This window comes from Mesorhizobium sp. M7A.F.Ca.MR.148.00.0.0, from assembly GCF_003997735.1.
Taxonomy (GTDB): domain Bacteria; phylum Pseudomonadota; class Alphaproteobacteria; order Rhizobiales; family Rhizobiaceae; genus Mesorhizobium.
Window position 1 is genome coordinate 1 of the sequence record NZ_RZTB01000007.1, and the last position, 13,385, is coordinate 13,385.

11 protein-coding genes are annotated in these 13,385 nt (G+C 62.0%); 8 read left to right on the forward strand and 3 right to left on the reverse strand.

Annotation, left to right across the window (positions count from 1 at the left end; translation table 11 throughout):
* The 7 genes from EOB49_RS04190 to EOB49_RS04225 all read left to right on the forward strand — a co-directional run.
* On the forward strand, positions 1-566 hold a 566-nt coding region (locus EOB49_RS04190; protein WP_127380233.1), incomplete at its 5' end, for an ATP-binding cassette domain-containing protein.
* 183 nt (positions 567-749) lie between these two features.
* Positions 750-2,339 (forward strand): ABC transporter substrate-binding protein, encoded by a 1,590-nt coding sequence (locus EOB49_RS04195; RefSeq protein WP_127380234.1) that lies wholly within the window; start codon positions 750-752, stop codon positions 2,337-2,339.
* A 98-nt stretch (positions 2,340-2,437) separates the two neighbouring features.
* Positions 2,438-3,286, forward strand: a complete 849-nt coding sequence (locus tag EOB49_RS04200) for an alkaline phosphatase family protein (RefSeq protein WP_245472469.1) — start codon at positions 2,438-2,440, stop codon at positions 3,284-3,286.
* A gap of 223 nt (positions 3,287-3,509) precedes the next feature.
* A complete protein-coding gene (locus EOB49_RS04205) occupies positions 3,510-4,076 on the forward strand; it encodes a sigma-70 family RNA polymerase sigma factor (protein ID WP_127268161.1) in 567 nt (188 codons plus the stop codon).
* A complete protein-coding gene (locus EOB49_RS04210) occupies positions 4,073-4,741 on the forward strand; it encodes an anti-sigma factor (protein ID WP_127380235.1) in 669 nt (222 codons plus the stop codon). Before EOB49_RS04205 ends, EOB49_RS04210 begins: the two co-directional genes overlap by 4 nt.
* Before the next feature lie 265 nt (positions 4,742-5,006).
* Positions 5,007-6,389 (forward strand): S8 family serine peptidase, encoded by a 1,383-nt coding sequence (locus EOB49_RS04220; RefSeq protein WP_127380301.1) that lies wholly within the window; start codon positions 5,007-5,009, stop codon positions 6,387-6,389.
* A 501-nt stretch (positions 6,390-6,890) separates the two neighbouring features.
* Positions 6,891-9,086: an adenylate/guanylate cyclase domain-containing protein gene (locus EOB49_RS04225; RefSeq protein ID WP_127380236.1), complete on the forward strand. Its 2,196-nt coding sequence runs from the start codon at positions 6,891-6,893 to the stop codon at positions 9,084-9,086.
* An 11-nt stretch (positions 9,087-9,097) separates the two neighbouring features.
* Here the strand turns inward: EOB49_RS04225 and EOB49_RS04230 are convergent, their stop codons facing one another.
* From EOB49_RS04230 to EOB49_RS04240, 3 genes are all read right to left on the reverse strand, one after another.
* Complete coding sequence (locus EOB49_RS04230; RefSeq protein ID WP_127320817.1) at positions 9,098-9,616, reverse strand: YHS domain-containing (seleno)protein; 519 nt, start codon at positions 9,614-9,616, stop codon at positions 9,098-9,100.
* 13 nt (positions 9,617-9,629) lie between these two features.
* Positions 9,630-10,220 carry an ankyrin repeat domain-containing protein gene (locus tag EOB49_RS04235; RefSeq protein WP_127380302.1) on the reverse strand — a complete coding sequence of 197 codons (591 nt, stop codon included), beginning with the start codon at positions 10,218-10,220 and terminating at the stop codon, positions 9,630-9,632.
* A gap of 214 nt (positions 10,221-10,434) precedes the next feature.
* Complete coding sequence (locus EOB49_RS04240) at positions 10,435-11,457, reverse strand: substrate-binding domain-containing protein (RefSeq protein WP_127289688.1); 1,023 nt, start codon at positions 11,455-11,457, stop codon at positions 10,435-10,437.
* Between the two features lie 363 nt (positions 11,458-11,820).
* Here EOB49_RS04240 and EOB49_RS04245 point away from each other — a divergent pair, with 363 nt between their 5' ends.
* A complete protein-coding gene (locus EOB49_RS04245; protein ID WP_127267791.1) occupies positions 11,821-13,176 on the forward strand; it encodes an ABC transporter substrate-binding protein in 1,356 nt (451 codons plus the stop codon).
* The last annotated feature ends 209 nt before the right edge of the window (positions 13,177-13,385 follow it).

The window sequence follows — 13,385 nt, forward strand, 5'->3', positions numbered from 1 at the left end:
AGTTGCAGATGATCTACCAGATGGCCGACGTGGCGATGAACCCGCGCCAGACCGTCGGCACCATCATCGGCCGGCCGCTCGAATTCTATTTCGGCATACGCGGCCGCGAGCGCGACAGGCGCGTCGCCGAACTGCTCGACAAGATCGAAATGGGCAAGGGCTTTTCCGACCGCTATCCGGCCGAACTTTCCGGCGGCCAGAAACAGCGTGTCTGCATCGCCCGATCGCTTGCCGCCAAGCCGAAGCTGATCATCTGCGACGAGGTGACCTCTGCGCTCGATCCGCTGGTCGCCAACGGCATCCTCAAGCTGCTGCTGGAGTTGCAGAAGGAGGAGAACGTCGCCTATCTGTTCATCACGCACGACCTCGCCACTGTGAAGTCGATCGCCGATTCGATCGCGGTTATGTATCGCGGCGAGGTGGTGCGCTACGGCCCCAAGAGCCAGGTGCTAAGCCCGCCCTTCGACGCCTACACCGACCTGCTGCTCTCCTCGGTTCCAGAGATGGAAATCGGCTGGCTGGAAAAGGCAATCAAGGGACGGCGCATGGCCAGCGCGGGCAACTAAAGCAATTCGGGGAAACTGGAACCGGTTCTCCCAGAAGAAGCGCATGGCGCTTCCCCCTGGGAATTGCACCAGACCAAGCCGCCACATGGGGCGCCGGCGACCGTCATCCGGATGCAACACAAGAGCGCCAAACGTCCTTCGGGACGAGCGCTGCTCGCACGACTTTTGAAACAGGGGTAGGACATGAAGACTGAACTCGATTATCTCGCCGAACTCGCCGGTCAAGCCCGGATATCGCGCCGCGCCTTTCTTGGGCGCGCCGCCGCGCTCGGCGTATCGGCGGCCCTGATGCCGGCGCTGGCCGGCAAGGCATTTGCCCAGACGGCGGTGAAGGGCGGTATCATCAAGGCCGGTCTGCAGGGCGGTGAATCCACCAACAGCCTCGATCCGGCGCTGAACCTCAGCCAGGTTACCTTCAGCTTCGGCAAGCTTTGGGGCGAGTATCTCGTGCGCCTCACCCCGGACAACAAGCTGGTCAACCTGATTGCCGAGGAGATTGGCGCCTCGGCCGACGCCAAGACATGGACGATCAAGATCCGCGACGGCATCGAGTTCCACAATGGCAAGACGGTCGGCGCGGAGGATGTTGCTGCCACCATTGAGCGCCATGCGGACGAGAAGTCCAAGTCCGGAGCACTCGGCATCCTCAAGAACATCAAGGGGATCAAGGCGAGCGGCAAGGAGGTCATCGTCACGCTCGGCGACGCCGATGCCGACTTCCCCTATCTGATGGCCGACTACCATCTCACCATCCAGCCGAATGGCGGCAAGGACGATCCGAACGCCGGCATCAGCGCCGGTCCCTATAAGGTTAGCGTCAACCAGCCCGGCGTGCGCCATGGCGGCGAGCGCTTCGCCAATTACTGGCTGGGCGACAAGGCCGGCCATGCCGACCAGGTCGAGATCATCGTCATCAATGACGCGACCGCACGGCTTGCCGCCCTGCAGGGCGGCCAGGTGCACATGATCAACCGCGTCGAGCCGAAGGTCGTCGATCTGGTCAAGCGCATCGCGGGCGTCTCCATCGAGAACGTCTCGGGCAAGGGCTACTATCCGTTCAACATGTTCTGCGACACCGCCCCCTTCGACAGCAACGATCTGCGGATGGCGCTGAAGCTTGCCCTGGACCGCGACGAGATGCTGGAAAAGATCCTGCGCGGCTATGGCTCGGTGGGTAACGACTTCCCGATCAACGAGGCCTATCCGCTGTTTTCCGCCGACATCGAGCAGCGCAAGTTCGATCCGGACAAGGCGGCGGCAGCCTACAAGAAATCGGGCCACAGCGGCTCGATCGTGCTGCGCACCTCGGACGTCGCCTTCCCGGGCGCCGTCGATGCCGCACAGCTCTATCAGCAGTCCTGCGCCAAAGCCGGCATCAAGATCGAGATCAAGCGCGAGCCCGGCGACGGCTACTGGTCGGAGGTCTGGAACAAGCAGCCTTTCTCGCTCTCCTACTGGGGCGGACGCGCCACGCAGGACCAGATGTATTCCACCGGCTATGTCTCGACCGCCGACTGGAACGACACGCGCTTCAAGCGGCCGGAATTCGACAAGATGCTGTTTACCGCGCGCGGCGAGCTCGACCAGGCCAAGCGCCAGGCGATCTACCACGACATGGCAGTGATGATGCGTGACGAAGGCGGGCTGATCGTGCCCTTCTTCAACCAGTTCATCGACGCGGCCGCCACCAGCAAGATCGGCGGCTATGCCAAGAGCCCTATCGGCGAAATGATGGACGGCTACGCGCTTGCCGAGTGCTGGCTCAACGCTTGAGCGGACTCTGATCGTCCGATTTCATCTATCAAGAACGCCGTGTGCCCGGGACGGCACACGGCGTTCCCGTTTCAACTGCCAACCGCATGGAGCAGCCCGTGGCGCTCAAGTCCAAGCTTCTGCTGATCATCCTCGACGGCGTGCCTTACCGGAACTGGCGCCGGCTGATGGGCAATCTCGAAGGCTGGGTGCAATCGGGCGAGGCGCGCGTCTGGAAGATGCGCTCGGTGCTGCCGTCGACCTCGGCCTGCTGCTATGCGTCGATCCACACCGGGGTCTCACCGCAAGTGCACGGGGTTCTCTCCAACGAGAACCGGTTCCGCGTCGAGCAGCCCGATATCTTCTCCGAAGTCAGCAAGGCAGGCGGCAAGACGGGGGCGGTGACCCATTCCTATTGGTCGGAATTCTTCCGCGCCTATCCGTTCGACTTGGTCGAGGACATGGAATTCGACGAGCCAAGCGGGCCGATCACGCATGGCCGCTTCCACACCATGACCGGTTACAATCTCCGCAACCAGATGACGCCGAGCGATGTCGACCTGTTCGCGACGCTGACCATGCTGACGAAACGCCATGGCATCGACTACGGCATCCTGCACACCTGCACGCTGGACTCGATGGGACACCGCTTCGGCCACGACTGCCACGAGATGGACCATGCCGTCTATGCGATGGACGGCATGCTGGCCGCCTTCCTGCCGCGCTGGATCGAAGCCGGCTATGAGGTGATCGTCACCGCCGATCACGGCCAGACCGATCGTGGCCATCATGGCGGCCATGACGACGAGATGCAGGATTTCGCGCTGTACTATTTTGGACAAGGTAAGGGTCCGCAGGCCGACACGCTGCTCGACCAGCTGCAGCTGGCGCCGACAGTGCTGAGCCGGCTGGGTGTGGCAATACCGACACGCTGCTCGACCAGCTGCAACTGGCGCCGACGGTGCTGAGCCGACTGGGTGTGGCAATACCGGAGACGATGAAGGCTAAATCTTTCTTGGAGTGAGCGGGCGCGCAGAACTCTTCCCTTCCCCCTTGTGGGGGAAGGGAAGACCCTGCCTCTGGCAACACTTCCTTACTTCGGTTAGCCTCCGCAAAATTCCTTGGCGGAGGATGAACCTTTTTGGACCGATCAGCGACAGAGCAGACAGGAGCCAGGCGGCTCGACCGGCCATGACGGCAGCGACGGAGACCGATCGCGCTCTCGTCGACCGGGTCGCGAAGGGCGACCGTGCCGCCGTGCGGCTCCTGTTCATGCGGCATCACGCGCGGGTCTACCGCTTCGTGGCGCGCCAGACGGGATCGGAAATGATGGCTGACGATATCGCCAACGAAGTCTTCCTCGAACTGTGGCGCCAGGCGCCCGGCTTCGAAGGGCGTTCCGAAGTCTCGACATGGCTTCTCGGCATCGCCCGTTTCAAGGCGCTGTCCTTTCTGCGCAAGAAGAAGGAAGACTGGATCGACGACGAGGCCGCCGCCGCGGTGCCCGATGGCGCGGACACGCCGGAAGTCGTCACCATGAAGGAAGACAAGGCCGCCGCCCTGCGGCGCTTCGTCGACACCTTGCCCGAAGAGCATCGCGTGGTCATCGATCTTGCCTATTATCACGGACAATCGGTGAGCGAGATCGGCGAGGTGCTCGACATTCCGGTCGCCACCGTCAAGACCCGCATGTTCTACGCCCGCAAGAAACTCGGCGAGGCCCTCAAGGCCGCCGGTTACGACAGGGGGTGGCCATGAGTGCCGCTGAAAAGATGTCGCGCCGCGACGAAATGGAAACGCTGCTGCCATTCTACCTGAACGGCTCGCTGGAAGGTTCCGACCTGGAAGCGGTCGAGGAGTGGCTGGCCAGCGATCCGGCCGCACTTGCCGCCCTTGGCGAGGCTGAAGCCGAATTCTCCGGCGCCACGGCCGCCAACGAAGCAATCCGGCCGCCGGTCGATGCGCTCAGCCGCTTTGCCAAGGCACTCGACGCCGAGGCCGGGCCTGCGCGCAAGCCGGCAGAATCGTCCTGGCTGGCGCAGGCCTGGGGCCGCTTCATGGCGGTGCCGGTCGGTGTCGCCTGGGCGGCAGCCGCGGTTCTGCTGGCTCTGGTCATGGTGCAGTCGTTTGTCGAACCCGGCGGCAAGGGCAATGATTTCGAGATTGCCGGCGCGCAAGACGATCTGGCGAAAATGCCGTTCGCCCTGGTCAAGTTCAAGCCGGATGCCAAGATGTCGGACATTTCCGCCTTCCTCGGCAGCAACGGGCTGAAGATCATCGGCGGACCGACCGCCGACGGCGTGTTCCGGCTTGGCATTCCGGCCGCGACCGCTGCCGACTACAACAAGCAAATCGGCCTTGTTGCCGCCCAGGCTTTTACGGAGACCGTGATCGAGGGAAGGAAACCGGTTGATGGCGGCTGAGGCAGTCATTCGATTTGCGGCAATCCTTGCGGCGGCGATGACAATCGCCGCCGTGCCCGTGTCGGCGCAGACCAACGATCCCAATCCCGACCAGACGAAGATCGACTGCCGCGACGGGACCAATGCGGCGGGAGCCGACTGCGCCAAGAACGGCAATGACACAAAGGGCGGATCGGACGCAGGCCAATCCGGCGCCGTCTTCCTGCCGGTGCTGATCGTCGACCTGTTTCCCAACCCTCGATTTGCGGCAGTGCTTGCGACGGCGATGGCAATCGTCGTGCCCGCGTCGGCGCAGACCAACGACCCCAATCCAGACCAGACGAAAATCGACTGCCGCAACGGGACCAACGCGGCGGGCGCCGATTGCGCCAAGGATGGCAATGACACAAAGAGCGGATCGGACGCAGGCCAATCCGGCGCGGTCTTCCTGCCGGCGCTGATCGTCGACCTGTTTCCCAACCCGGCGGCGTCTCCAACACCGGTACCGACGCCCCGGCCGGCGCCCGCAACGCCGCCGGCCGATACTCAAGCCGGCCCCCCGCCCGGTGGCCCGATCGTCTCGCCGACCGATCTTATTGCCGTTCAGCCGCCGCGCGCGGTGGTCGGCGATTTCGTGGCCGACGAGGTGCTGGTGACCGTCGACGGCGATGCCGGCGCCGTCCAGCAGATCGCCGCTTCTTTCGGCCTGCAGGTGCGCTCGCAGCGCCAGTCGCTTCTGCTCGGCACCACGCTGGTGCGCTTCGGCATTCCCGACGGCCGGCCCGTCGGCATCGTGCTGGCGCAACTGGCCGCCGATGGCCGCACCCAGCGGCGCGAGCCCAACCATGTCTATTCGCTGCAGCAGGCCGCCGGCATCGTCAACTATGCGTTCGATCGTATCGCGCTCGATGCCAAGCAGGCCAGCGGCGAAAACGTCCGCATTGCGGTGATCGACACCGGCATCGACGACACCAACCCGGCGCTGTCGGGCGTCATTGCCGGGCAGTTCGACGCCATGCCCGACGTGCCGATCGAAAAGCGCGATCACGGCACGTCGATCGACGGGCTGATCGCCGGCGTCGGCGCGCTGGAGGGCATGGCGCCGGGCGCAAAAATCTATCACGCCCGCGCTTTCGAGAACGGCAAATCGACGATGGACGTCATCCTGTCGGCGCTCGACTGGGCGGCGGAACAGGACGTGCGCATCATCAATATGAGCTTCGTCGGGCCGAAGAACGATTTGCTCGGCGTCGCCTGCCGCAATGCCCGCGCACTCGGCATGGTGCTGGTCGCCGCAGCCGGCAACAACGGGCCGAAGGCGCCCTATGGCTATCCAGCGGCTTTCGATGGTGTCATCGCAGTCACCGCCACTGATGCCAAGGACGGGCTGATGCCGCAGGCCAATCGCGGCGCCTATGTCTTCATCTCGGCGCCCGGCGTCGAGATGGTGGCGCCGAGCGGCGCTGGCTCGGATGTGGTCACAGGCACCTCGTTCGCGGCGGCGATCGTGAGCGGCGCCATCGCCAATCTCATCCATGCGGCGCCCGGCCGAACGGCGGACGACATCGAGAAGGCGCTCGCGGCAACGGCCAGGGATCTCGGCCCCAAGGGACGCGACAATGATTTCGGCCACGGCCTGCTGGACATCAAGGCGGCGGCGAGGGAATAAGGTCAGTCAAAGTGGGTTTGGGTCAAAACTCTATCAAGTGACTGCCGTCAATGGCTGAGATGGGTGGGCAGCGGAAGCCCGAGGCTGGCACCGAGCAGCAACTACATTAACCAGAAACAGTCATCCGCCACCGTTGTCGAGTGACCGGGATGAGGCCGGAAGCTGACGGTCGGCTTTCAACTGTTAAAAGGGGTGGAAGCGGACTTTCAGAACTTGGGGAGCATCGACGCGATCTGACCCATTCCGGTCATTCCCAGAGCATTTCGGCGTCTCCAAAGCGGACACTCAAACCAAGCCGGCGCTGATGACCTAAGCAGACATCTTGTCGAGAGAGCATTCCGTTCAGATTCGTGGGTGGAAGGTCCGGCGCGTTGCCATTCCGAGTAACACCGCCCCTCTAGCTGTGCCATAACACGGTCGCGCACACTCGCGTCCGAAGCAGGACTAGAATAGGCTGGAGCCAAAGCCGCTTGGACCGACCAGGGAAGGCGCAGGGCACGTATGGAGCGACGGCTTACAGCAATACTTGCTGCCGACGTGGTTGGTTACAGCCGCCTCATGGGCGAGGACGAGGTAGGAACGCTTGAGGGACTGAAGAGCTGCCGTCGCGAACTGATCGACCCCGAGATCAAGAAACACCACGGCCGCATAATCAAGCTAATGGGCGACGGCGCGCTCGTCGAGTTCGCCAGCGTCGTCGATGCCGTCCAGTGTGCTGCTGTGATCCAGCGCCGGATGGTCGACCGCAACAAGGGTATCCCCGAAGCCCGGCAGCTCCGGTTTCGCATCGGCGTCAATCTCGGCGACGTCATCGTAGAGGGCGACGACATCTATGGAGATGGCGTGAATATCGCGGCGCGCCTGGAAGCGATGGCCGAGCCAGGCGGTGTTTGCATCTCCGGGACGGCGTTCGATCACGCGGTGCACAAAGTGGATGTCGGCTTTGCGGATCTCGGAGGGCAGCGCCTCAAAAATATCGCCGATTCGGTTCGCGCCTATCGGGTTCTGCTCGATCCCGGAGACGCGGGGAAGATCTTAGCGGCGCCACGCCGGCCAGGTTCGCCCATCATGATTTTGGCAGGAGTAGCAGCGCTGCTCGTCGTCTTGCTTGCAGGCATTTTTGCATGGCAATGGCAAAAACTCTCCGCGCTCGAAAAGCCCTCCATTGCAGTACTGCCGTTTACGAACCTGAGCGGCGATCCTGGCCAGGACTATTTTGCCGACGGCATCACTGAAGATTTGATCACCGATCTTGCGAAGCTTTCCGGGCTCGATGTGATCGCCCGTAACTCCGTCTTCGCCTACAAAGGAACCTCCCCCGTTTTGGCAGATATTGGGCGTGACCTTGGCGTGCAATTTGTCGTTGACGGCAGTGTGAGGCGGACCGGCGATCAAATCCGCCTCAACGCGCAGCTCATCGATATCGCCACTGGCGACAATCTATGGGCTAATCGGTTCAATCGCGGCATCGCGGACGTGTTTGCGGTCCAGGACGAGATGAGCCGGGAAATCGCCAAGGCGCTTGGCGTCCAAGCTTCGGCAGCCGAGAGAGAGCGAATGGCACGCCCGCCGACTGCAAATCTCGAAGCCTATGATACCTACCTCCGTGCGGAGCGGGAGGCGCGCACCGGTCGAGGCGACGGATTGCGCGAGGCGCTTGCGCTGTATGAGAAGGCGCAGAAGCTCGACCCCACCTTCGCCGAGGCCTTTGCCGCCGACGCACGGCTGAGTGTCTATCTTTGGCGGACTGCCTCCGATGATATCATTCAGAGCGCGCTTGCGCGAAAGAGAGCATATGAGAAGGCAAGCCGTGCTTTGGAGCTCGATTCGGATTTTTCATCGCCCTACGCCGTTCTCGGGATTATGCAGGTCATGGATCGCCGCTATGAAGATGCGATCACCTCGGCGGAGCGTGCTGTCGCATTAGGCTCCGGAGACGCTGCGACGCAAATTGCCGTTGGTTATATCCAGCTGTTCGCCGGCAACCATAACAAAGCGGCATTGGCGGTCGAGACGGCATTGAAACTTGATCCCAATCTGGCTCCGATAGACCGGGAGGTTGTCGGGGTTGTCTTGCTTTTGCTCGCGGACATCAGGAAAGCCATTGAGACTCTCGAGCGCGCTCGCGACGATGCTCCAGAGGCGGGCAGCCTGAGGATTCTGCTCGCAGCGGCCTATGCCCGCGCCGGCCGCACAGAGGACGCCAAAGCGGCGATTGCGGACGGCCTCCGGCTGGTGACGAAGACCGAATCCTTGGCTCGACTGCGGTCGTTGGACGCGTTTCGGAATCACTATGCCCATCTTCGCAACGCTGAAGATTTGGCACCGCTCATCGACGCCCTCCGTCTGGCAGGACTTCCCGAATGGCCGTTCGGCTTCACCGCCGACGAACAGGACCGGTTGAACGGTGCGGAAATCGCATCTTTTGTTGTTGGCAAGACCTTGAAAGGCAACCTCGAACCGGACGGGCTTCCAGCCATTATGCAGATAGAACAGGACGGCACGGCAGTCTTCCGAACGATGACACGAATGCTCACCGAGAGGGTCTACGTCGATCGCGACCTCTTATGTGAGCATAGCGAAAATATGTTTGGGCGGCCCATCTGTGGTCCCGTCTACAGACGCAGGGACGCTGCCGGCAACGGGTATTCGTATGTCAATACAGGTATGGTGTTTCACTTCGTGACAGTGAATTGAGCTCGCAAGACTCAGGGGTTATTGATCAAGTTCCAATCCGGCACATCGACTGCCAACTTTGCTTCGACGATCGGCCATTTTGCATCGCCCTTCGGAACAAGATCATCGGCATTGTCCGCAAAGGCGGCCGCGTTCCCTTCGTCGTAGATCAAGTAGAGCTTGCCATCGATGATCTTGAATGCTTCCGGATCGACATTGACGGTGACGGATTCGTGGAGTGCGACCTCGCCCGCGCAGTAACCACCGTATTGAGGAGCGTATTTGGCAGGTTCGCTCATGAACATTTCCTTGTGTTCCTTGCTGGCGAAATGCCACGGCGTGCCAAGCCACTCATAGGAAAAGTCTTCGGAACCCTTCACGGCCTTGCCATCGGTGAAATAAGCGACCGTGTCGTAGCCCATGATCGCCACTCCGCCGAAGTAGCCGGTATTCACCGAGTCGGCCAAGGCAGAGCCTGCACCGGCCATCAAGGTGAGCGCACATATGACTGCCGACGCCGAATTGGAAACCAGTCTAGTCGATCTGTTCATCTGCGTTCTCCGTTCAATCGTGGATAGCTTCGCACTTCGCAGCGTTCGCTTCGCCAAGGACGTTCGCCTGGCACGTCGCGCCATGCCGTTTGAATAGTTTTATGATGTCGGTATTGCCTTTCCAGAACGCGCGGGTAATCGGCATGTAGCCATGACCCTCGGCATGGTTCACATCCGCACCTTGCGCAATGAGGAATTCTGCGAGTTCTAGATGGTTTTCCTCACCCGCTATCACCAAGGGTGTGACCCCAGACTTGTTAGCCGAGTCTTCGAGCACCGCCCCCTGTTCGAGCAACAGCTTGGCGACTGGGAGACTTCCAGAAAAGGCAGCCGCGTGGAGGGGGGTAAACCCACCGGAATTGCGCGCCATGACGTCGGCGCCCTTGCTCAGCAGGAATTCCGCAATGGGAAGCTGATCGTCGAGAGCAGCAGCGATGAGGAGCGTTGCCTGGTCGCGTGCCCGGCTGTCGACGTCGGCACCGCCCGCCAAGGCTTGCTCCACGGCATTCTTGTCGCCGGCGGTGATGGAGTCGAACAACGGCTCACCTGCGACTACTCTTGTAGCCGCCAATACCAGCATAGTAAGTGCCAGCAGTCCGCGCATCATGTAGAATAGCATATTAGCTTCGACTTATACAAGCTGCATTAGGCTCGTCGGGGCAAATGCCGGGGGACAGCGCGGCCGGATGTCCGCTTTTGGGATGCGGCTATGGTCTGCTCGACGTCCGACATTGGGCGCGTAGCGGCCACTAGCGTCGTGGAAGACGGACGTAGGCTTTGGGTCGAGCTCGATCGCTACAGGTGATTAAGTTCGGACCTCAGCCAGGCGCCCCTGCCACCGATCCCCGGACCACCAGGTCGACCGGCCAGACCTCGCCTCGCGCCCCCTCCTCCAGTCCTGAAATCCGCGCCGCCAGCCGCTCGGCGACACGGGCGCCGGCGAGACGGATCGATGAACGCGTCGTCGACAGCGGCACCGAGAAATTCTCCGGCCTCAGCCAGGGGAAGACGTCGTCATGGGCGATCAGCGAGACATCGCCGGGAATGCTCAGGCCGAGGTCGCGCACCGCGCGCACGACGCCCAGCGCCATGATCAGGCTGGAGCAGGCGATCGCCGTCGGCGCGTCGTCCTCTTCCAGCAAACGCCTGGTGGCGCGATAGCCGTTCTCCTCGGTCATATCGACCGAGCAGACATGGCGTTCGCTCAATGACAGTCCGCTCGCGGCGAGCGCCCGGCGCACGCCGCGTTCGCGATGGATGGCGAAGGTCTCGCGGTCGTCACCGTTGATCAGCGCCAGCCGCCGATGACCGAGCTGGATCAGCAGCCTGGCCGCTTCATGGAAGGCGCCCTCATTGTCGATGTCGGTAAAAGCATAGTCGAAATCGAAACCTTCGCTGCGGCCATGGACGATGAAGGGAATGCCGAGCGTGTTGACCAGCGCCACGCGTCGGTCCGCGGGCCTTGGAGAGGAGATATAAACAGCGTCGACCTGCCGGTTGGCGACGATGCGCCGGTAGGTCGTCTCCTGGTCGTCGGCGTCGGCCGGCGACAGCACAAGGTCGAGCTCGTGCGAGCGGGCATAGTCACCAAGGCCGGACAGGAACTCGACGAAATGCGGATCGATGTCGACGGACGCACCGGTCGGCAGGACATAGCCGATCATGCCAGTCTTGCCGGTCGCCAGCCGGCGCGCGCTCGGATTGGGACGATAGCCATGGCGCTTGGCGGCATCCATGACACGCCTGCGCGTCTCCTCGTTGACCTCGGGATAGCCGTTCAGCGCACGGCTTACCGTGGTTTGCGAAAGTGCCAGCATATGGGCGAGCTGCTTGAGGTTCACGAAAGGTCTCCATTCCCTCAAAGCGCTTTTAAATTGAATCGACCCAAGTGCCAGCGGGGCCGAGCCATACCGAGCCGAACCATAGACGCGGTTCGGGCGTGTTTGAAACAAAAATTGCTGCTGCATCGCCATAATAGTATGTTGCAGCGCACTTTCAGGGGTGCAAATGCGCGAACCTAAATCGATTAATCCGCCGGCCTCTTGACTTCCCAGCAATTCAATGGCGTGATCGAGAAAGCCAAAGCGCTTTGGAAGACTCTTCGAAAGGTTGCGGTTCCTTTCCGACTGAGTCACAGTCCTGCGGCGTCGGCGGGCGGAATGGAGGTTCCGTCCGGTGTGTGAGACCCACTGGGAGGAATACCGATGAAGAAAATGCTTTTGCTGGGTGCTGCGTTTGCCACGTTCGCCCTGAACGCGCCCGCGCAGGCCGAACTGAAGTTCAAGCCCGGCGAAGACAAGCGCTTCAACTGGGCGAACTACGAAGAGCTCAAGAAAGTCGACCTCAAGGGTGAGACGCTGTCGATCTTCGGACCGTGGCGCGGCGAGGACGAAGGCCTGGTGCGCGGCGTTCTCGACTATTTCTCGGAAGCCACCGGCGTCGAGATCAAATACTCCTCCTCGGAGAATTACGAGCAGCAGATCGTCATCGATACGCAGGCCGGCAGCCCGCCGAACATCGCCGTGCTGCCGCAGCCGGGTCTCATCCAGGACCTGGCGTCGAAGGGCCTTTTGACGCCGCTCGGTGACGACACCGCCAAATGGGTCAAGGACAATTACGGTGCCGGCCAGTCATGGGTCGATCTCGGCACCTTCAAGGACAAGGACGGCAAGCCGGGCTTCTTCGCCTTCCCTTACAAGGCCGACGTGAAGTCGCTGGTCTGGTATTCGCCGGATAATTTCGAGGAAGCCGGCTACAAAGTGCCGAAGACGCAGGAAGAACTCGCCGATCTCGAAAAGAAGATCATCGCCGATGGCGGCAAGCCGTGGTGCATCGGCCTCGGCTCCGGCGGCGCCACCGGCTGGCCGGCGACCGACTGGGTCGAAGACCTGATGCTGCGCACCCAGCCTCCGGAGGTCTACGACAAATGGGTGAAGAACGAGATCCCGTTCAACGACCCCGCAGTGGTCAACGCCATCGACATTTTCGGCAAGATCGCGACCGACGACAAGATGGTCGACGGCGGCGCAAAGGCGGTTGCGGCAACCGATTTCCGCGACAGCCCGAAGGGCCTCTTTTCGGTGCCGCCGAAATGCTACCTGCACCACCAGGCATCGTTCATTCCGACCTTCTTCCCGGAAGGCACCAAGGTCGGCCAGGACGCGGACTTCTTCTACTTCCCTCCTTATGCCTCCAAGCCTGAACTGGGCACGCCCGTGCTCGGCGCCGGTACGCTGGCGATGATCACCAAGGACAGCAAGAGCGCGCGCGCATTCATCGAATTCCTGAAGATGCCGCTCGCCCACGAGATCTGGATGGCCGAAGGCGGCTTCGTGACGCCGCTCAAGTCGGTCAACAAGGATGCCTATGCCAGCGACGCGCTGAAGAAGCAGGGCGAGATCCTCGCCAATGCCTCGACCTTCCGCTTCGACGGTTCCGACCTGATGCCGGGCAAGATCGGCGCCGGCGCCTTCTGGACCGGCATGATCGACCTCGTCGGCGGCAAGTCCGCACAGGACGTCGCCACCGATATCCAGAAGAGCTGGGACGCCATCAAGTAGGCGGCCGGCACGTAAGCGACCAACCATTCTCGCACTGGATCCGGGCCGTACTGGCCCGGATCCGACGGCGGCCCGTGCCGCAGCCTTTCGTCATGAGCGCATTGACATGAAGCGCGATCGGCAATGTGCGCAAGCCGCCGATGACGCGCTCCAAACAACTGAATCGGCGCATGGTCCCCGTCACCAAGGTCATTCCTTGGCGGGTCATG